Raw genomic sequence first — 20,789 nt, 5'->3', positions numbered from 1 at the left:
GCGATCGACGACGAAGCATTTCGCAACATGCCGTCATCCATCGCAGGACAACCCGGAGAGCGATAATGATTGACCGCGAGGCACAGGCAGACGCAATTGGCGCAGCAAGCATGCATTACGATCGCAATCTTTGCCTTCATCACATGCTGCGCGAACAGGCCAGGGCCGCACCGGAAGCAACAGCTCTTGTTTCCGGCGATATCCGTATTACCTATCGTGACCTTGATCGCATATCCGATGCGCTGGCGTTGCATTTGATAAAGGTAGGTGTCCACAAGGCCGACATCGTCGGCCTTTTCCTGCCGCGCAGCATCAATGCGATCATTTGTACCCTGGCCATACTGAAAGCCGGCGGCGCCTATCTCCCGCTCGACCCAGCCTTTCCGGTGGAGCATCTCGACTTCGTCATCGCGGAATGCGCTCCCAAGGTCATTTTCGTCGACTCCGCCCATGGCGAGAAGCTGGCCGGCGTGCCGAGCATGAACGGCAAGGTCATCGAAGCGGATGCCATGATCGCGGAAATGGCACATCGGCCCGGCGCGACCATGCCGTCCATTGAGATAACGGGCGGCGATCTCGCCTATATCATGTACACATCCGGCTCAACCGGTCGGCCCAAGGGAACGATGATCAGCCATCGCAGTATTTCGCGGGTCGTTCTCGATCAGAACTATATCGAATTCCACCGCGATGACGTCGTCCTGCACACGGCCACCATCTCCTTTGACGCATCGACATTCGAAATCTGGGGTGCGCTCCTCAACGGCAGCACCTTGGCGGTCATGCCCGATACCGATTTCTCGATTTCACGGCTGTCCGATTTCATGCGGGAGACGGGTGTCACTATCGCCTTCCTGACGACGGGGCTATTCAATCTCTTCGCCGATCACGCCCGCGCGACCCTGCCGAAACTTCGTCATATCCTCTTCGGAGGCGATGTCGGTTCGGCCGTCCACGCTCGCCGTTTCCTGGAGCACTATCCCGGCTGCAGGCTCACCAATGCCTATGGGCCGACCGAGACGACCGTCTTTGCCACCGCTTTTCAGGTTCTGCCAGGCTTTTCGGGCACTGAGCTACCGATCGGTAAGGCAATCGCTCATACCGGAATCGCGATATTAGACGAGGAATTGCGTGTTGTTCCTCCAGGCATTGAAGGCCAATTGGCGATATCGGGGGACGGCCTCGCCATCGGCTATTTCAAGCGACCGGAGCTGACGGAACAGAAATTCGTCACCATCGAAACCAAGGATGGCGTGACGCGCTTCTATCTGACGGGCGACGTGGCCTGCCTGAAGCCGGATGGCACCGTCACCTTCAAGGGCCGCCGCGACCGGCAGATCAAGATCAACGGCAAACGCATTGAACTCGATGAGATCGAGGCAGCACTTCGCCGTGATCCGCGCCTTGCCGACGGGATCGTGCTTTGCCACATGCAGGGCGAGAACCTCAAGCGCATCGTTGCCTATCTGTGCCCGAAGGAAAGCCATGTGGGCGTGGGCGCCGATCTGGCGCAGGGCGTCATGGCGACACTGCGCGCGGCTCTTCCCGCCTATATGATCCCGAATGCCACGGTCATCGTTGACGCCTTGCCGCTGACGCCGGCCGGTAAAGTCGATCGTTCGAAATTGCTGCCGCCTCCGGTTGAAACCCAGACAAAGCCCGCCGATGTCAGGAGCCGGACGGAGGAACTGCTGACGACGCTATGGCAAGACGCATTGGCGCTCGAAAGCGTCGATCTCGATCGGAACTTCTTCGATCTCGGTGGCACGTCCCTTCAGCTGATGGAAATTCATGCCGGTCTCGAAGAGATGCTCGGTCACGCGATCGATGTGGTTGCGTTGCTGCGTCATCCGACCATTCGCGAACTCGCACTTCACCTGGATGGCCGCGCATCCGGCCCAACCCGTCTTGCCGCCGCGGCGCAGCGTGCCGCGCTGCAGAAAAAGGCGATCTCTCATATCCGCAGGAGCTCCTTATGAAAGGGAATCACCAGGACAATGGCAATCAGCGTGATTTCGAAGACAATGAGGATCTGAGCGAGCAAATTTCCGGGCATATCGCCATTATCGGCATGTCCGGCCGCTTTCCCGGAGCCCCCTCGGTGCAGGCGCTCTGGCAGCTTGTACTCGAAGGAAAGAACGCCTTTTCGCTTTTTTCGCCGGATGAGATTGAAGACGCTTTTACCGACGAAGAACGGGCACAGCCGAATTATGTCGCCGCAAGGCCCCATCTCGACGGTGCCGATATGTTCGACGCCGAGTTCTTCGGCATGTTTCCGCGCGAAGCCGCCGTTACAGATCCGCAGCACCGGATCTTCCTCGAAATATGCTGGGAAGCCCTCGAGGACGGCGGCTACGATCCACAGCGCTATGACGGCCTGATCGGGGTTTTCGCCGGCTCTTCGATGCCGACCTACCTGATCAACAATGTTCTGCGCGATCGCGCCAAGGCGGAGGAATTCACGTCGAACTATCAGATCGGCTGCTTCCACGAGCTTGTTGGCGCGCTCAACGACACGCTGGCGACCCGTATCGCCTATAAATTCAACCTGCGCGGTCCGGCTTTCACCGTGCAATCCGCCTGTTCAACCTCGCTCCTCGCGGTTTCCCAGGCATGCCAGAACCTGCTGACCTATAACTGCGACATGGCTCTGGCCGGCGGCATCTCCGTCACCATTCCGCAAAAGCGAGGCTACATCTACCAGGAAGGCGGCATGGCCTCACCCGACGGAACCTGCCGGCCGTTCGATGCCAACGCCGCCGGAACGGTTTTTGCCAGCGGGGCGGGCGTCGTCCTCCTGAAGCGGTATGAGGACGCGCTCAAGGACGGCGATCACATCCATGCGGTCATTCGCGGCTATGGCATCAACAATGACGGCAGCGACAAGGTCGGCTTCACGGCACCGAGTGTGGAAGGCCAGGCCGAAGCGATTGCCACGGCTCTCGCAAATGCGGCCGTCGATCCCTCGACCATCGGCTATATCGAATGCCATGGCACGGCGACGCCGCTTGGCGACCCCATCGAATTCAACGGATTGACGCGCGCCTTCGCGCAGGATGCGTCGCAGCCAGCCCGCTGCGCGCTCGGATCGGTCAAGGGCACCATCGGTCATACCGACGCGGCGGCCGGCGTGACAGGCCTCATCAAGACGGCCTTGGCCCTGCGCAGCGGGAAAATCCCGCCGATGCCCAATTATCAGCGGCCCAATCCCCGCATCGATCTTGAGAAAAGTCCTTTCTACATTCCAGTAACGGCAACCGAGTGGCCCCGGGGACAGGCGCCACGAAGGGCGGGTGTCAGCGCTTTCGGCGTAGGCGGAACAAACGTTCACGTCGTTTTGGAGGAGCCGCCCTGCCCGCCGGCTCAGTCGAAAGAGGTAGAGGGCCACTACATTCTCCCCCTTTCGGCTCGCAGCAAGCCGGCGCTTGCCGAGATGCGCACCAATCTGAGTGATCATCTCGCCGAAAACCCGAAACTTTCAATGGCGCAACTGGCCCACACGCTTCAAGCCGGACGACGCGAGTTCGGCCACCGGCTGGCCGTTGCCGCCGAAAATGTCGAGGAAGCGATCCTCAAGCTGACGACGGAGAGCTATCAGCCGCTCACCGCCGCCGATCAGCCGTCCGTCGCCTTCATGTTCCCAGGCCAGGGCGCGCAATATGTCGGCATGGGTGCCGGGCTTTACCGCTCGGAGCCGGAGTTTGCGCGCTGGATCGACCGCGGTTCCGAGCTTTTGAAGATAACGCTCGGGCTCGATCTGCGCGACTACATCTGCCACACCGGCCCGGCGACGCAGGCCATCACCGATGAGCAGCGCGAAACCCGCATCGCGCAGCCCTGCCTCTATCTCGTCGAATATGCGCTTGCCCGATTGTGGCTCAGCCGCGGCGTCAAGCCGTATGCCATGATCGGTCACAGCGTTGGCGAGTTTGTTGCCGCTACGCTCGCCAACGTCATTTCGTTCGAGGATGGCCTCCGTCTTGTGGCCAATCGCGGCCGGTTGATGCAGCATCAGCCGCAAGGCGCGATGGTATCCGTTCGTGCCGATGCCGCAACGACGGCCTCCTACCTGCGCGGCGCGGTGGAGATCGCCGCGATCAACGCCCCGAAACTTTGCGTCATCTCCGGTCCGTTTGCCGATATCGAAATGGTTTGCGCGGCACTTTCGGAAGCTGAGATCGCCTTCAGCCGGCTGCACACATCGCACGCCTTCCATTCCGCCATGATGAACGATGCGGCTCTGGCGCTACGCCAGGAGACCGAGAAGGTCACCTACGGTACGGCCACCATACCCTTCATCTCCGGGGTGACAGGCGATTGGCAGACGGCTGAATTGGCGACCTCGCCGGATTACTGGGCCATGCATTGCCGCGACGCCGTTCGCTTCGCCGATGGGCTTGCGACGCTCTGCCGCGACCGCAAGCCGGTTCTTCTCGAAGTGGGGCCAGGACGCACACTGTCGGTCTTTGCCGCCCAGACGCTCGCACGCGACAGTCTTGCCGCAGTCGTACAAAGCCTGCCCGAACATGACCGGGCCTCGGCCGCCGCGGCAACGCTTGCAGAGGCTCATGGAAAGCTGTGGATGGCCGGCTGCCGCCTCAACTGGCCGGCTCTTCCATCGGTGTCACGGCAGCGGCTGTCCCTGCCAACCTATCCCTTCCAGCGGCAGCGCCACTGGATCGATGCTCCGTCATCCGCCCGTCGCGCATCGACCCAGCGCCCGAATGCCGAAGCAGACACTCGGCCAGCCGCCGAGCCCTTTGTCTCTGACGTCAACCTTACCGGGGAGAATCGAGCAATGAATGTTGCAGCACCCATTCCCACCTCCAACCGTCTGCCGCAATTGGAAGCGGCTCTTCTGACCTTGCTCAGCGACATGTCGGGCGAAACGCTCGGGCCGGACGAGCGAGCAGCAACCTTCCTGGAGCTCGGCTTCGATTCCCTCTTCGTCGGCCAGTTCGCGCAGCGCATCGAGAAAGACTTCAAGGTCAAGATCTCCTTCCGGGAACTGCTGAGCGATATTCCCTCCGTTGCCGATCTGGCTGTTTATCTCGATCGTCAAATGCCACCGGATGCAGTGAAGACGGCTGAACCATTGGCCGCGGCCCCCATCGCTGCTGCGGCGGCGCCTCCCATGCCGGTTTCGACGCCGATGCCGATCATTGCGCCTGCTCCACAGGTCGCATCGATCCCGGCTGGAGCATCGGATCTCGCCACGGTGCTGCAATCGCAGATCCAGATGGCGCAAAGCCTGTTTTCCCAGCAATTGCTGATGCTGCAGGCCATGCAGGGCGGAGCTCCGGCTGCCGCAGTACCAAGTGTGCTGCCCGCAGCACCCATCGTGCCGGCGCCGCAAGCTGCAGCGAGCCAGCCCTCCTCCCCGTCGGCTCTGGTGGCTCCCGCAGCACCTGCCGAAAGCGATTTCGGCACCGAGCGCATCAAGCTTTATCGTCCGAACGCCAAAAGCGTGACATCGGAGATTTCCGCCGCCAAGCAGGGTTTCATCACTGATCTCACCAGGGCCTATGAAACCAAGAATGCCAAGTCCAAGGCCTTCACGCAGGAGCATCGCGGATATCTGGCCGACCCCAGGTCCGCATCGGGCTTCCGCGCCGATTGGAAGGAGATGGTGTTCCCAATCGTCTGCGACCACTCCAAGGGAGCCTATATCTGGGATATCGACGGCAACCAGTATGTCGATCTGGTCAATGGCTTCGGACAGACGGCCTTCGGCCACGCACCGGATTTCGTAATCGACGCCGTCAAGGCTCAAGCCGATCGCGGATTTGCGATCGGTCCGCAGACGCCTCTTGCCGGCGATGTCGCAAGGATGATCGCCGATGTAACCGGCCACGAGCGGGTAACCTTCTGCAATACCGGCTCGGAAGCGGTCATGGCCGCGATGCGGATTGCGCGCGCCGTCACCGGCCGCGATCGGGTCGTCGTCTTTGCCAACGATTATCACGGCCAGTTCGACGAGGTTCTGGTCAAGGGCCGCAATCGCGCCGACAAGCCGATTGCCCTGCCGGTCGCCTCCGGCATTCCGTTGGCCTCCGTGTCGAACATGACGGTCCTGCGTTATGGCGCGCCGGAGAGCCTCGATTTCATCCGCGCCAATGCAACCGATATAGCGGCTGTCATCATCGAACCGATTCAGAGCCGCCATCCGGAACTGCAGCCGCGCGAATTCGTCCGGGAATTGCGTGATGTCGCCACTCAATTCGAATTCGCCCTCGTCTTCGACGAGGTCGTCACCGGCTTCCGCGTCGATCCCGGCGGGATGCAGGCGATCTGGGGCATCAAGGGCGACATGGCGACCTATGGCAAGGTCGTGGGCGGCGGTATGCCGATCGGCGTGCTGGTCGGCAGCCCGCGTTTCATGGACGCCCTCGACGGCGGCCATTGGACCTACGGTGATAATTCCGTTCCCATGACGGCACCGACATTCTTTGCCGGAACCTTCGTCCGTCATCCGCTGGTGCTTGCCGCCGCCGAGGCCGTGTTGCATCATATCAAGGGAGAAGGCTCCGCCCTCTACGACCGTGTCGCAGAGCGAACGGAGGCACTCGTAGCCGAGATCAAGGCCGATCTCGCCAGGCGCGGCATCGCGGATGTCGTTCATGGCTACAAAAGCTGGTTTGCCACCGACTTCTCCAGTCAGGATCCGCTCGGCGCGCTGTTTTATGCGCAGATGCGACTGAATGGCGTCCATATACAGGACGGTTACCCCTGCTTCCTGACGACAGCCCACAGCGAGGACGACTTCCGCTCCATCGCGAAAGCCTTCCGCGACAGCATCGACGCCATGCAGGCCGTCGGTATATTCACCGCGATCAGGGAGCCAACCCTATCGCCAATGCCGGTACAGGCATCCGAGGCAAGGCCGCAATCCGCGCCGCTGACGGAAGCGCAGACGGAAATATGGCTTGCGGCCCAGGCGGGCGACGAAGCCTCCTGCTCGTTCAACGAGTCCTTCTCGCTGGCGTTGGAGGGGACCCTGGACGAGACAGCCTTCCGGCGGGCGTTCGATACGGTCATTGCCCGTCACGACGCCTTCCATATTCGCTTCGATCGCGGCGGCGAGTATTTCCGCTTCATTCCGGATTTCAAGCTCGACCTGCCGCTCCTTGAAGACATCGATGACCAAGGCCTTGCCATTCTCATCGACGATGATGCCCGTACGCCCTTTGACCTGATCAACGGCCCTCTTGTCCGCGCCAGCATCATCAGGTTGGCCCCCGAAAAGCATGTGCTGGTCTTTACGGCTCATCACATTATCTGCGACGGCTGGTCTATAAACACTTTCATCGAAGAGCTGGCGACGGCCTATAAAGCCTATAGCGTCGGAAATGTTCCGGAATTCCAACCGGCACTTTCCTTCGCCGCCTATTCGATCGACCTTTCGCCCAGGCCGGAGAAATCGCAGGCGACCGAGCAATTCTGGCTCGATCAGTTCAAGACGGTTCCCGATCTTCCCGATCTGCCGCTGGATCGCCCACGGCCGGAATATCGCAGCTTTGCCGGCGGCAGCTGCACCGGCTATATCGATGCCGACGTCTACAAGGCGCTGAAGAAGAAGGGGGCGAAGTCGGGCGCCACGCTATTTTCGACGCTGCTGGCGACCCTCCAGGTGATGGTATCACGACTGTCGGGCCAGGACGATATCGTCATCGCCATTCCGTCGGCCGGTCAAAGCCTGCTTGACGGCCAGATCCTCGTCGGCCATTGCGTCAATCTGCTGCCGTTGCGTCAGGCTGTATCGCTCACAGAGCCGTTTGCGGCGCATCTGAAGGCAACGCAGCAGCTCGTCTTTCAGGCTTTTGAACATCAGGATTACACCTACGGCACGCTGGTGCGCAAACTCGATACCAAGCGTGATCCACGCCGCCTGCCGCTCACCGAGATCCAGTTCAACCTCGAGCGCATGGCCGGCGGATCGTCCTTTGGTGATCTAACGCCGAGCATCGAGCCGAATGCAAAGGCCTTCTCCAACTTCGACCTGTTCTTCAACATGATCGAGGCGAGCGACCACATCCGCATCGATGTCGACTATAACGCCGATGTCTTCGACCGCGCGACCGTGGAACGATGGATCGGCCATTTCTCGACGCTGGCGGCAGCCTTGGCCAAGGACATGGATCACAAGATCGGCGAGCTGCCTCTGCTTTCCGCGGCCGAGAAGTCCTGGCTGATCGACGATCTCAACCGGACGGCAATGCCTTACGATCATGATCAATTCGTCTTCTCGCTCTTCTCCGCGCGTGCGGCCGAACATCCGGATGCCGTTGCGGCTCAACATGACGGCCAGTCGATCACTTACGGTGAGCTGGAAACTCGATCGAACCAGCTGGCTCTCTACCTCCAGATGGCGCTTCCCGAACCCGGCCAGCGGATTGCTATATTGGTCGAGCGTTCGCTGAACATGATCGTCGCCCTCCTCGCCGTCATGAAAGCGGGGCATACCTACGTGCCGATGGATCCGGCGCATCCGGAACCACGCTTGCGGCAGACGCTGGAAATCGCCCGCATCCGCGGCCTGATCTGCGACAGCGACGACATGGCTCGGCTGGCGTCGACCGATATCCCTGTTATCCGGCTCGATCAGGATGCCAAGGCGATCAACTCGATGACGGGCCTCCCCCTGAAGACCCTGCCCGTCGATACCACAGCATCGGCCTACATCATCTTCACATCCGGTTCCACCGGCACGCCGAAGGGCGTGGAGGTCTCGCATCGGTCCCTGACGAACTTCCTGCTCTCCATGGCGAAGGAACCTGGCTTCGGTGCGGATGACACGCTTGTCGCAGTCACGACCATCTCGTTCGACATAGCCGGTCTGGAACTTTACCTGCCGCTGATATCGGACGGAAAGGTCGTCATCGCCAGCCGGAGCCAGGTCCAGGACGGCTTCGAACTGGTCAAGCTCATCGACGAACACGATGCCACGGTGCTGCAGGCAACGCCTACGCTTTGGCAGATGCTGGTGGAAGCGGGCCTGAAGGACCGGCCGGCGCTGAAAATGCTTTGCGGCGGCGAACCCCTACCCAAGGAACTGGCGCGATCCCTACTTCAAATCGGTGGCGAGCTCTGGAACATGTACGGCCCGACGGAAACGACGATCTGGTCGTCGCTGCAGCGCATCACGGATGCGGATCAGCCAATCACGATCGGTCATCCGATCGCCAATACCCAGCTCTTCATCCTCGACCAGAGCGAGAATATCGCGCCGGTCGGTGTCATTGGCGAGCTGCACATCGGAGGCGACGGGCTTGCCGAAGGCTACTTCGATCGTCTCGATCTCACCGAGAAGGCTTTCGTTCCGCATTGCTTTGCCATCGGCAGGCCGATGCGGCTTTATAAGACCGGTGATGTCGGACGACGGCTTGCCGATGGGTCGCTGCAGCTACTCGGGCGGCGTGACCAGCAGATCAAGCTGCGCGGCTTCCGCATCGAGCTTGGCGACATCGAAGCCGTCATCTCCAAGGTGGAAGGCGTGCGCCAATGTGCGACCGTCGTCGCCGAAAACGCCAGGGGCGATCGTTCCTTGGTCTGCTACATCGTGCCGACCGCGGAGGGCGGCGAAGCACTTGCGGCCGATATCGCGGCGCATGCCAAAGCCAATCTGCCGGCGCATATGGTGCCGAGCTTCTGGGTGATGGAGAGCGAGCTGCCGCAGACCGGCAACGGGAAGCTCGACCGCAAGACCTTGCAGCAGCGCGGCGTGCCGCAGCGTGTTGTCGCGCCAACCAAGGTCCAGCCGAAAACCGAGATGGAACAACGGCTGCTGGCGATCTGGCAGGATGTGCTCAACCTCGGCGACATCGGCATTGACGACAATCTCTACGCGCTGGGTGCCGATTCACTTGCCATATTCCGTATCGCCGCCCGCATGCGCGACAACGGGCTGTCGCTCGAGGCAAAACATCTATTGCGTCATCCGACGATCGCCGCGCTGGCAGCCTTTGCCGACGCCCAGGGAGGGGATCCATCCGATGCCGTGCATCTCCACATTCCATCACTGCGAGATTTTCGTAACGGCGCGCGCCGCGGCCTGGGGGCATCTCTATGAGTACAGTCGATAACAGCCCAAGCGGTTCGCTTGCCGAACCGCAGATCATCGGTGAATTTCCTTGTACGCAGACACAGCTTCGCTGCTGGATTCTCGATCAGCTCAATCCCGGCAACCCCGCGCTCAATGTCGCGGTTCGATGGGAGATCCGGGGGGTATTCAGGGTCTCGACCCTTGAAGCAGCCTTTCGAAAGATCATTCAGCGTCACGAGATCCTTCGAACGCGCTTCATCGAGAGGAATGGCAGGCCCTTCCAGCAGGCCGTCAGCGACGTCAACTTCAAGATGTCGGTGATCGATCTGCGCGGCATGCCGCCCGAGCAGCGCCAGGCGCGGATCCTGTCGATCGGCGAGGAGACGGCGCAGGCGCCATTCGATCTCAGCGCGCCGGGCCTGTTCCGCGTCACACTGCTGATGGCGGAAAACGAGCGGGGCTTCCTGCTGATCACGGCCCATCAGAGCTGCTTCGACGGCTGGTCGATCCGTGTCCTCGGGCGAGAGGTCGGCGAAATAGCCGCCGCAATCGATGCGGGGCGTGCACCGGTCCTGCCCGAGCTGCCCTTGCAATATGGCGACTATGCCCTCTGGCAGCAGGAATATCTGCAGAGCTACGGCTTCGAGACGGAAAAAACCTTCTGGCGCGAAACTCTGCTCGGCGCCCCTTATTTCGAGGTCATTTCCGACCGGCCTCGCGGTCAGGTTAAAACCAATCGCGGTGATATTCTCTCCATTGTCCAGCCACTCGCCTTCACCGATCGCATGGATGCGGCCGCGCGCGCTCATTGCGTCTCGCAATATAGTTTCGGCGCTGCCGTCCTCAGTGCGGCCCTTCATCGGTTGACCGAGGCTCCGACCGTGCTCTTCGGCTCGCAGATCGCCGGCCGTGAACATAGCGATCTGGAGGATATGATCGGCGTCTTCATCAACAATCTGGTGCTGCGTTTCGATTTCGGCTCCGATGTCAGCTTCGCCGAACATATTCGTTCCGTCAGCGCGACGATCGAAGGGGCGCTGAACCATCAGCGCATGCCGTTCAACAAACTCGTGGAACTGGTCAATCCGGTGCGCGATCCTGCGCGCAACCCGCTGATCTCGGTCAACTTCAATCTGCAGAAAGCCTTTCTTGAGGATCGTCGCTACGGCGGCTTCGAGCTGATCAGCTCGCCCTCGCAATCCCCCGGCGTCATCTACGACCTAAGCTTCATCATGATCGGACGGCCGACAGGCTGGCGTATGTCGATCGAATACAATGCCGACCTTTTCGAAGCCAGCACCATCGAAAGCCTCCTGCAACTATGGAGGAACGCTTATGAAATTGCTCTCGATCGCCCTGAGGCGCCGCTTTCTTCGCTCATTGCGCCGGACCGGCACGTGGCAGCTGCCGCCGAGACTGCGCCGATGGATGGCGCCGTCACAGGCAAATCGCCGCCGAATACGCGAATGGAAGCGCTTGCTGAAATCTGGAAGGAAGTCCTACAGGTTCCGCAAATACGCCCGGATGATGATTTTTTCGCGCTCGGTGGCCATTCGCTTCTCGCGCTCCGGCTTCTATCGGAAACACGCGCAAGATTTGATGCAAGCCCGACATTGCAGCTTCTATTCAAACAGCCGACGTTTGCGGGCTTTGCAGCTGCGGTCTTCAACAGCGAGGAGATCGAGAAACCGCGGGAAAAAGCAGTAAACCCGTGGGAGTTGATTACCTGCAAACATGGGGTGGGGACCGGGGCGGTCTATACCCTCAACCATCCATTCCTGTACTACCGTCTTGCCAATGAATTGCCGGACGAGATTTCGGTATACAACGTCAACATGTTCCACGCGGATCTGACGGGCGGCCTGGACGGTCTCAGCATCGAGGATATCGCCAGCCATGCGATCGATGCCATGCGGATCGACAAGGCCGCGGACCGCATTGCCATCGTTGGGCTCTGCGTCAATGGCGTCCTCGCGATGGAAATCAGCCGGCAATTGCGCGAGAGAGGCATAGATGTCGGCATCACGGCCATTATCGATGCCTGGGCTCCAGGCTATTTCGCCTCCCTGCCGAAGCGGGAGCAGGCGCGATGGCATCGGGAGCGGCGGCGCAAACGTCTTGCCTATTTCACCCGGAAACTGCTGTCCCGCCGTATCCGGCTGATCGACTATCTCAAGGAGTTCGAAGTCTCACTGGCGCTACTGAGGATCCTTGGCGTCAAGGCCGGTCAATACTCTCCGGAAGAAGAGGCGAACGAGGCCGTTACTAAATTGCTGGTGACGGCGGCGCGCCGCTATAAGCCGCCACGGACAAGGGACGAGAGCGTTGTCCTGCTTCGAAGCAGTGCGACCCATCCTCGGGCGCGCAAAATGCGGTTTGGATGGGGTGAGGCGGTCGGAGAGGACTGCATGGTGGTCGATATCGACGGCTGGCATGAGGATTCGCTGACCAGCAACGGCATCCGCGACCTGGCGTCGACGCTCTCGGGAAAACTCACCGATGGCTAGAGCAATTCCACGAAAAGCGCATAGCGGCTTTCAGTCCGGAATTACGTGAAAACAAGAGGATAGAGCGCTTTCGCGACTCGAGAAAGCGCAAAGGCTTCAGGTAGCCGCCAATGCCTCGGACCATATCCGGCAAATGGTCGAGCCATAGAGGAAACAGTTATGAACGAGACCAAGCCATTGAGGGTCGGCATTCTCGTCGCGCGCGGACATGCGCTCGAAAATTGGGAGCTGATGATCCTGGATCGAATTCTGGCCGCCCCGGGCCTGGAGCTTGCAGCCGTGCTGACCCATCCTCATCCGTTCGGCGTCGGCAAGGCATCGAAGCTGTTGTCCTGGAGTGCGCGACTGGAGGCTCAGGCTCTAGCGCGTCAACCCGCCTATTTGCCAAAGCATTTCAATAGCCGCCGTCGTTTTGTCGACTGCTACGAATCCGATGGCGACAAGACGGGCGCTGTCGACAACATCACGGCGGCGGCGCTGCGCCGTCTGAAGCTCGACCTCGTCATCCGCATGGTTCCAATGAGCATGGCCGACGAAGCGATCGCGGCTCTCCCATTCGGGGAATGGGCCTTCAACCTCTCCGACCAGCGATCGGCGGATGTGGATTGGTACGGCTATGCCGAGATCCTTGCTCGCGCGTCGACTGCCGATCTGGTCCTTTATGCCAAGCGCGGTGGCAAGGCCGGCAGGTTCGAGATTGCGCGGGCGTCATTCAACATCAAGCCCAGTGCGGCGCGATTGAGTGCCTTCGTAAGGGAGCGAAGCGTTACCCTTCTGCTGCGGGAGCTGACGCGGCTCGCCGACACCAGGCGGTTCAACCCATCCGCTTTTGCTGGCTCGATCATCGAGCAGGCGCCATCGCCCGGCGATCTCTTTCGCTACGGCTGCATCGTTGCGGGATCGATCTCGGTCAAGGCCATCAAATCGATCAGGGCGAGACTCCGCGCCGAGTCGGCCATATGGACACTTTATACGGGACACGGTCACATCGATGATTTCGATCCGAGCAAGGCCGTGGAAATTCCACCTTCCGATAACAGGATCAAGGCCGATCCGTTCCTGTTTCAGGAGGATGGCAAATGCTACCTGTTCTATGAGGCCTATTCCCACGGCGACCGCAAGGCCCATATCGCGGTCGGCCGTTTCGACGGCGATGCGCTCACGCAGGTCGGGGTGGCACTGGAGCGCCCCTACCATCTCTCCTATCCATTCATATTTCGCGATGGCGACCAGATCTTCATGATACCGGAAACGCATCAGGCACGGCGGCTCGAGGTCTGGCGCTGCCGTGAGTTTCCGGTGAAATGGGAGCTGCACGCCACTGCCTTCGAGGGCCAATCGCCGGCCGATAGCGTCTTGATCCGCCATGGCAGCAAATGGTGGCTATTCACCAACTTGTCGGATTTCCATGCCTATGAAGACCATTGCAGCGAGCTCTATCTGTTCGAAGTCGACGGCCCGGCGCTCACAGGCATAAGACCCCACAAACGAAATCCGGTCGTGATCGGGAGTACCGAGGCTCGAGGCGCAGGGCGCATCTTCGAACGCGGCGGCAGGCTGTTGCGGCCCTCGCAGCACAATGCATACGGCATTTATGGCTATGCTCTCAACATCATGGAGATCGAGAGCCTCACGCTCGACGACTATCGTGAACGCCGCATTCGCACCATCACCCCGGCTTTCAAGGCCGGACTTCATGGTTGCCATCATTTCGATGCTGTCGACGGTCGCTACATTCTCGATGCGCGGCTGACCATCTGACTGATATTTCCATTGCGATAGCGCAGGCCTACCTGGTGCCCGCCGGTCGAGGCAACAACGGCGCCAGCGAAGTTGGCCGGTGTCGCAAGCTCCAGAATGGCCCAGTTTTGCGGTGCATCCTCGTCCCCCTCCAGCCGTTCCAATCGCGATTGCTTCGATCTGTCGAACGTGACATCGAAACTGTCGAGCGGCAGCGACAAGCCGGCACCATGGGCTTTGATGAACGCTTCCTTGCGCGTCCAGCAGCGATAGAAACCATCCAGGTAGCTGTCAGCCGGCAGAGATCGAAGCGTCTGATACTCCTTGCGAGAGAAGAACCATTTCGCAATATCTTCCTTCAGGAACCGAATTTCCTCGATATCGATGCCGAGTTCATAACGATCGGAAACAGCAAGAACAGCCCGGTCGGCGCTGTGGCTGAGATTGAAATGGATGGGACAAGCGCCGCCGATCGCGACGTAAGGCTTGCCGTTGTCGCCGTAGTCGAAGCCTATCGACCGCGGCGGAATGCCGAGATAGCGCCCGAGGATAACCCGCATTCCGGTCCTGGCGGCGACGAAACGATGCCTGTCCCGCTCATGGACGAAGCGAATGGTCCGAACGCATTCGTCGAGCGACAGCAATGTGATATACATGCCGAGATCAGGCAACGGCATGTCCAGCTTCCAGTGCCAGACATCGATTATGTCAGGCCCGATATTCTCCATGTCAGATCGTTGCGTAGAAGAGATTGGCGTTCTTCGATTTTGCCTGCCGTGACATCCGCCTCGCCATATAGGCGACCAACGTGACGGGATAGTTTTCTCCAAGGCTGATGCGGCAGCTGCGCTTCAGGATGTCGAGTGTCTGCGCGCAAAGTTCCGGTGTGTATTCGATTTTGCGATCGGTCCAGTGGAAGGGGTTCATCGCCGGATGGCCTGTGCGTTGCTGCAGAACAGGTTGCCAGTTGGTATAGACATGGCGGCTGGAATCGAACAGCCGATAGACACCGCGCTTGTTTTCCTCGGCAAATCGCTTGGCCTCGTCCGACGTCTCGAAGATGACGTGGAGGCCCGCCGCATTGCCGATATCGTTGTGGGGCCCCACCATGATCTGTCCGCTCTTGGCGAAGATTTCACTCATCACATCGTAGCGCTCACGCAAGCGGGCAATCATCGGATCAAGCTTTTTCAACTGCACGTTCAGCATGGCGCCTTGAATCTGGCTCGCCTTGAAATTCACCCCCAGCATGGGTGGTTCGTTGGCATTGTCGAGATGGCCGCGAAACATGGAGCCGATGTCGTGATACATCCGGGCGCGCGCAAACAGCCGCGCGTCGTTCGTGACAACGGCCCCGCCCTCCCCGCAATTGATGTTCTTGAACTGATTGAAGCTGAAGGCTCCGAAATCACCGATTGTCCCAACCCGCTTGGTCTTGTAATGCAATCCGACAGCCTGGCATGCATCCTCGATGACGACGAGGTTATTCTCCCGGGCAATGCGCATGATGCTGTCCATGTCGCATACCATGTTCGACATGTGGACCGGAATGATTGCCCTCGTCTGTGGCGTAATCTTACGCAGTATGTCCCGCGGATCCATCGTGAGCGTGTGGTCGATATCGACCAGGACCGGCACCGCGCCGGCGGCCAGTGGGGCGGCAGCGGTCGCGATCCAGGTATAGGCGGGCACGAGCACTTCATCCCCGGGACCGACGCCGGCGGCAACCAGCGCCGAGATCAATGCGCCGGTTCCGCTGCTGGTGGCCAAGGTATGGCGCACACCGAACTTGGTGGAAAAATCGGCTTCGAAGCGCCCGAGCGGGCCGCCGGTCTCGTCGCTGTAGCGTGCCAATTTGCCCGAGGCAAATACCGGCGCGAGCGCCAACCACTCCCGTAACCCCACCTTGGCCATGATCTTCGCTCCCAGGAAACTCGGCATTTGCTGGAGAGCCTAGCCTGTGATTGATGCATTTTCAGCATGGACTTCCGACTGAAAGAAGCGCCGGAACCGATCAGATCACCTATCCGAAATCGGTAGATATCGCGCCCGCCTATGCCAATCGAACAGTTATCCGCATGCTCGCGATGCTGGTAAAAACTAGGAAAACGAGCGGGAAAACGATCATGATAACCAGTGACTTGAGGTCTATGCCGGAAGGCATTGAAATACATGCCGATATTGCGATCGTCGGTGGCGGACCGGCCGGAATTGCGATCGCCCGCGAGTTGGTCGATACCCGCTTTCGCGTCATTGTCATCGAGAGCGGCGGCCAGGATTACGAGGCGGAAATACAGGCGCTGAATTCCGTCGAGAACATTGGCGAGCCATTCATGTCGGCGAATGCCGTGCCCGAAGGACGGGGCTATACCGGCGGATTGGCATGGCTGAACGATGTTCCCGCATTCGAGTTGCGAAATCGCATGCTTGGCGGCAGCAGCCATACATGGATCGGCAAATGCGCCGCCTTCGATGACATCGATTTCCTGAACCGACCGTGGCTTCCGCTCTCCGGCTGGCCGATCGATCGCGGGCAGCTGCTGCCTGCTCTCGATCGTGCCGGCAAACTGCTCAACCTCGGGCCGAACCTCTACGATGAAAGCCTTTTTGCGCTGCTTCGTTCACGCCCGGACGATCTTGGCCTGGACAAGCGGCTTCTGAAACCTTTCTTCTGGCAATTCAGCCACATGCGCCATCCGCGTGCCGAGCCGACGCGCTTTGCCCGACTTGCTGGCGATATCACGGCCGCGAACATAAGCTTCCTGACGCATGCCACGGTGACCGAGATCAATGTCGACAGCCAGGGCCGTCGGGTGACCTCGCTCAATCTCCGGAGCGCCACCGGCCGCAGCGCGACTGTCCGTGCAAACACGATCGTTCTTTGCGGTGGGGGCGTCGAGAATGCACGCCTGCTGCTCGCATCCAATTCCCTTCTGCCGGCGGGCATAGGCAATGAGCATGATGTTGTCGGCCGCTATCTCTGCGACCACCCCCGAACATCGCTCTGCCGCTTCACGGGACGCGACATCGACGTGATCGCACGTCATTTCAATTTCTATGGCCTCAGCCACGAGGGGCGCACGCATTTCTATCTCAGGGGCCTGTCCCTAAGCCCTGAAATTCAGGCACAGGAAGGCCTTACCAACTGCGCCGCCTATCCGGTGCAGCTCCATGCTCGGGATGATCCCTGGGCGGCGCTGAAGCGCTTGACGAAGGGGGTGGGCAAGACCGTCATGGGAGATCTTGCAACAGTCGCGAGATCGGCTGATATGATCAGCTCGGGGCTCTACGAACGCCTCGTGCGCAAGCGCGGCCTGCCGCATCGCTCGACGGAATTGCGCTTCGACGTCATGGTCGAGCAACAGCTCGATCCCGAAAGCCGTATCATGCTCGCCCAACAGCGCGATCGCTTCGACCAGCCATTGCCGCGGGTCAACTGGAAAATCGGCCAACGCGAAATAGCCAGTGTCAAACGACTTGCAGGATTGATCTCGAAAGAATTCGTTCGCGTTGGCTTACCGAAACCAGTGCTGCCGGATTGGATCGCGGCGAGGGAGAACACCCAGCCCGTCTTCATGGATATGGCCCATCCTTCCTGCACCACCCGCATGGGAACCGATCCGCGAACGAGCGTCGTCGATACCAATGCCATGGTTCACGGCATCGATGGCTTGTTTGTTGCCGGCAGCTCGGTCTTCCCGACGCCGGGCCACGCCAATCCGACGCTGATGCTACTCGCCTTGGCTATCCGCCTTGCCGATCACCTCAAGCAACGGCACGCCTCCAAGCAATCGCACAGACCGGATCATCGGAACGAAGCGGACCTATCGCTCCATCGCGGCTAAAACCTTCCGCTCGAATCGCGAAAATACTCCGGCCTTTTTGCACGATTCCCGACGGAAAACCGCTATGCACTTTTCCCGGAATTATCCTAGCCCAGCCGAAAATAGAAACCGGCGCTCTCGCTACGGCCGAGTTCCGGGTGCGTGTCTATGGCGTGGGACAGGGAGGGAATGGACCAGCGGTCGACCTGCTTGTAGCCGAGCTTTGCGATATCGTCGATGAAGTCCGCCTCGTTGCGCATGTGATAGGGGACATAGGACCTGCCGATGCGTTCCAGCGTGACGACCGTGCCGCCCTTGCGGAGCGCAACCTTGTTGAGGATCAGGTGCTGCGGCCGGGAGGGCATTTGCGATAGCAGTCCGGACAGCGGCATATCGAGATATTGCATCAGCCCCGATCCAAGCAACAAAGGCATCTCGCCGGCATCTCCAATCCGATCGACAAAGGACAGGCTCGTCAGGCCTTCCTTCTCGGCAAGGCTCTGCCCGGCGCGGACGATGGCCGGCAGATCGTAGACGACCCAGCGAAAAGCGTCGTCGAGCGGCAGCAGGGGACGGAAGGCGCGATATTTCGTGCCCATGTGCCCACCAGCATCGACGAGGCCATCGATCTCGTGCAGCAAATTGCGGACCCAGAACAGCACCGGATAATCCCAGGGGGCCACCTCACACATTTTGACGAAGGCGACGGTTGCGATCTCGTCATGATCGTAGCCAGCCATGGTCTGCCTGCGGGCGGCGGCCATGGCGGCGTCATAGGTGTCATAGGCGCCGGTAAACCGCCGTGGAAAGGGCAAGAGATAATTCAGCCTTCCTCTGGCAAGGCGCAGTGGCGAAAGCCCTTGAGCGGCCGCCTGTGCGGCGCTCTTCAAGGCCGAGCGCGCATGCGCCGACCATGACGCATTGGATTGCAACGAAGCCGTCATCCTGCATCCCCCTATCTAAATCCATCCTGTCGTTGCCGGTCACCGCCTGCCCGAGAGAATCGAAACCGCACCTCCGCTCATCTTCTCCAGAGCAAGTAACGTGCAGACATAGATTGCACCGCCCGAGACCACCTGCAGCAGTACAGTCAATACGCGCTGCATGCTGAGCGATCCGGCGAAATAGCCGAGCCCGTAAACCGCCGACGCCATCAACACCACGGCAACGGCAAGATAACCGCTCTTGCGCAGCACACGTCCCCACCGAAGGCCGCCATAGTTCTTTTGCAGGTGCATCGATGTTAAAAAGGAGATCAACGACGCCAGACACTGTCCCCAGGCGGCAGCGGCCACGCCGAAAGGCGCCAGAAGCAGGATCAGGGAGACGGAGACCACCGCATTCAACAGCAGGGTGGGAGGCATGCGCCTGATATTGCCCGACAGGGATAGCAGGGCTTCCGTGACGTAGCCCGGCATCAACAGGATCTGTTTTATCGACAGGATCGCGACCAGAATCGCCGCTGGCGCCCATTTTTCGCCGAGGACGATGTCGATCAAATCGGACGATATGAGCGAAAGGCCGAGATAGATCGGCGTCGAAATTGCCATGAGAACCGTCATGAAGATCGTTGCGGAAGGACCGGCGTCGCGAACCTGCCTTCCGTCCGCTCCGATCACGATCGCGGCGCGGCGAAACAAGGTCCAGGCCAGCATTCGCGCTGGTTCGCCGATGAGTTCGGAAAATGCCGCGACGATACGTTCCGCGACACGATAATAACCTGCCTCCGCGAGGCCCAGAAAGCTGCCGATCGCGAGCGTTCCGGAATAGGATCGCAGAAAGAGGATCAGCCGGTTCGACAGAATATGGCTGGAAAATTCGAGAATCTCGCGCGCGAAAGGCCAGGTGAGATGCAGCTTGGGACGCCAGCCAAGCACGGCCACCGAGCCGGCAAGACAAACGAGCTGCGAAACGAGCCGGCCGGCCGCGAGCGAAAACACGTTCCAGCCGAGCCACAGCCCAAGCATCGTAGCGCTAAGCCCGGCAACTTCGCTTGCCATCCGGATGGTGGCCTGCTTGCGCAGCAGGCCACGTGCGACCAACAACCCATCGTAAACCGCGTAAAGGGACGATGGCAAAAACCAGCAGCTGAAAAGAACGAGGAGTAGCGCTTCATGCGGCCTGCCGAAAAGGAGCCAGGCAATGGCGGAAGCAAGCAGCCCGACGATCGTCACGAGCACCCCGGCGACGATCGAAAGCGTGCCGATCTGGTCGAGCTCGCGATCCGTACACTCGGCCTTCATGACGAACTCGCCCCATCCGCCTTCTGAGATCACGACGAGCATGACGACAATAGCGGAACTGAACGCGTAGAGACCGAATTCGGCCGATTCCAGCACACGGGCGGCGACGAGGAATATGAGAAGCTGGACGACCTGAGATACGACTTTCGAAACGAGCGTCGAGGCTCCATCGCCGACGATCGCGGGCATGCGGGCGCGTAGCCAGTAACGTATGCTCGTCCAGACGGCACGCTTGGGGCGAAGCGGAAAGTTATCCATCAGCGCACCGTCGCGGCAAGTAAATACGAGCATAGGCGGCCTTCGCATCGCCCGGTTGAGAAATCCCATTGAAGTGTAACATGATAATCCACAGTTGTTTCCAGCCTTGCACCAGATAAAGTCTATAGTGTTCCCATTCAGGACATGATTCCGTGCAATGAAGCGCTGCCTGCAA

Annotated in this window: 9 protein-coding genes; 5 read left to right on the top strand and 4 right to left on the bottom strand. The window is 60.0% G+C overall.

Annotated elements, in window-relative coordinates; all coding sequences use genetic code 11:
• The first annotated feature begins 65 nt into the window (after positions 1 to 65).
• The 4 genes from GDN47_RS18535 to GDN47_RS18520 all read left to right on the top strand — a co-directional run bounded on the left by GDN47_RS18535 (position 66) and on the right by GDN47_RS18520 (position 14,310).
• Positions 66 to 1,979 carry a non-ribosomal peptide synthetase gene (locus GDN47_RS18535; protein ID WP_113353320.1) on the top strand — a complete coding sequence of 638 codons (1,914 nt, stop codon included), beginning with the start codon at positions 66 to 68 and terminating at the stop codon, positions 1,977 to 1,979.
• Complete coding sequence (locus tag GDN47_RS18530; RefSeq protein ID WP_152093968.1) at positions 1,976 to 10,069, top strand: non-ribosomal peptide synthetase/type I polyketide synthase; 8,094 nt, start codon at positions 1,976 to 1,978, stop codon at positions 10,067 to 10,069. Before GDN47_RS18535 ends, GDN47_RS18530 begins: the two co-directional genes overlap by 4 nt.
• Positions 10,066 to 12,549: a condensation domain-containing protein gene (locus GDN47_RS18525; RefSeq protein ID WP_145634328.1), complete on the top strand. Its 2,484-nt coding sequence runs from the start codon at positions 10,066 to 10,068 to the stop codon at positions 12,547 to 12,549. Before GDN47_RS18530 ends, GDN47_RS18525 begins: the two co-directional genes overlap by 4 nt.
• A gap of 159 nt (positions 12,550 to 12,708) precedes the next feature.
• The gene (locus GDN47_RS18520) at positions 12,709 to 14,310 is read left to right on the top strand and encodes a glucosamine inositolphosphorylceramide transferase family protein (RefSeq protein ID WP_152093967.1); all 1,602 of its coding nucleotides are present in this window, start codon (positions 12,709 to 12,711) and stop codon (positions 14,308 to 14,310) included.
• Here the strand turns inward: GDN47_RS18520 and GDN47_RS18515 are convergent.
• Together GDN47_RS18515 and GDN47_RS18510 are read right to left on the bottom strand one after the other, a co-directional pair.
• Positions 14,280 to 15,017, bottom strand: a complete 738-nt coding sequence (locus GDN47_RS18515; RefSeq protein WP_113353324.1) for a 4'-phosphopantetheinyl transferase family protein — start codon at positions 15,015 to 15,017, stop codon at positions 14,280 to 14,282. The two genes, GDN47_RS18520 and GDN47_RS18515, sit on opposite strands and share 31 nt — an antisense overlap.
• Before the next feature lies 1 nt (position 15,018).
• Positions 15,019 to 16,203, bottom strand: coding sequence for a DegT/DnrJ/EryC1/StrS family aminotransferase (locus GDN47_RS18510; protein WP_152093966.1), 1,185 nt, complete (start codon positions 16,201 to 16,203; stop codon positions 15,019 to 15,021).
• Positions 16,204 to 16,415: 212 nt separating this feature from the next.
• Between GDN47_RS18510 and GDN47_RS18505 the strand changes: the two genes are divergently transcribed.
• Complete coding sequence (locus GDN47_RS18505) at positions 16,416 to 18,134, top strand: GMC oxidoreductase (protein ID WP_233788497.1); 1,719 nt, start codon at positions 16,416 to 16,418, stop codon at positions 18,132 to 18,134.
• A gap of 86 nt (positions 18,135 to 18,220) precedes the next feature.
• On the opposite strand, the gene GDN47_RS18500 is transcribed toward GDN47_RS18505, so the two are convergent.
• Positions 18,221 to 19,057 carry a methyltransferase, TIGR04325 family gene (locus GDN47_RS18500; protein ID WP_113395124.1) on the bottom strand — a complete coding sequence of 279 codons (837 nt, stop codon included), beginning with the start codon at positions 19,055 to 19,057 and terminating at the stop codon, positions 18,221 to 18,223.
• Between the two features lie 39 nt (positions 19,058 to 19,096).
• On the bottom strand, positions 19,097 to 20,647 hold the full coding sequence (locus GDN47_RS18495) for an oligosaccharide flippase family protein (RefSeq protein ID WP_233789988.1): 1,551 nt from the start codon (positions 20,645 to 20,647) through the stop codon (positions 19,097 to 19,099).
• Positions 20,648 to 20,789: the final 142 nt, after the last annotated feature.

It is taken from the genome of Martinezella dioscoreae, assembly GCF_009176305.1.
Lineage (GTDB): Bacteria > Pseudomonadota > Alphaproteobacteria > Rhizobiales > Rhizobiaceae > Rhizobium > Rhizobium dioscoreae.
Note: the sequence above shows the minus strand (reverse complement) of the source record. Positions and strands in the feature narration are given on the sequence as shown.

Bases quoted from the DNA above. Each gene is read 5' to 3' on its own strand.
- GDN47_RS18500 (WP_113395124.1), bottom strand. From the start codon at position 19,057: ATGACGGCTTCGTTGCAATCCAATGCGTCATGGTCGGCGCATGCGCGC.
- GDN47_RS18520 (WP_152093967.1), top strand. From the start codon at position 12,709: ATGAACGAGACCAAGCCATTGAGGGTCGGCATTCTCGTCGCGCGCGGA.
- GDN47_RS18530 (WP_152093968.1), top strand. From the start codon at position 1,976: ATGAAAGGGAATCACCAGGACAATGGCAATCAGCGTGATTTCGAAGAC.
- GDN47_RS18525 (WP_145634328.1), top strand. From the start codon at position 10,066: ATGAGTACAGTCGATAACAGCCCAAGCGGTTCGCTTGCCGAACCGCAG.
- GDN47_RS18535 (WP_113353320.1), top strand. From the start codon at position 66: ATGATTGACCGCGAGGCACAGGCAGACGCAATTGGCGCAGCAAGCATG.
- GDN47_RS18505 (WP_233788497.1), top strand. From the start codon at position 16,416: ATGATAACCAGTGACTTGAGGTCTATGCCGGAAGGCATTGAAATACAT.
- GDN47_RS18495 (WP_233789988.1), bottom strand. From the start codon at position 20,647: ATGCTCGTATTTACTTGCCGCGACGGTGCGCTGATGGATAACTTTCCG.
- GDN47_RS18510 (WP_152093966.1), bottom strand. From the start codon at position 16,203: ATGGCCAAGGTGGGGTTACGGGAGTGGTTGGCGCTCGCGCCGGTATTT.
- GDN47_RS18515 (WP_113353324.1), bottom strand. From the start codon at position 15,017: ATGGAGAATATCGGGCCTGACATAATCGATGTCTGGCACTGGAAGCTG.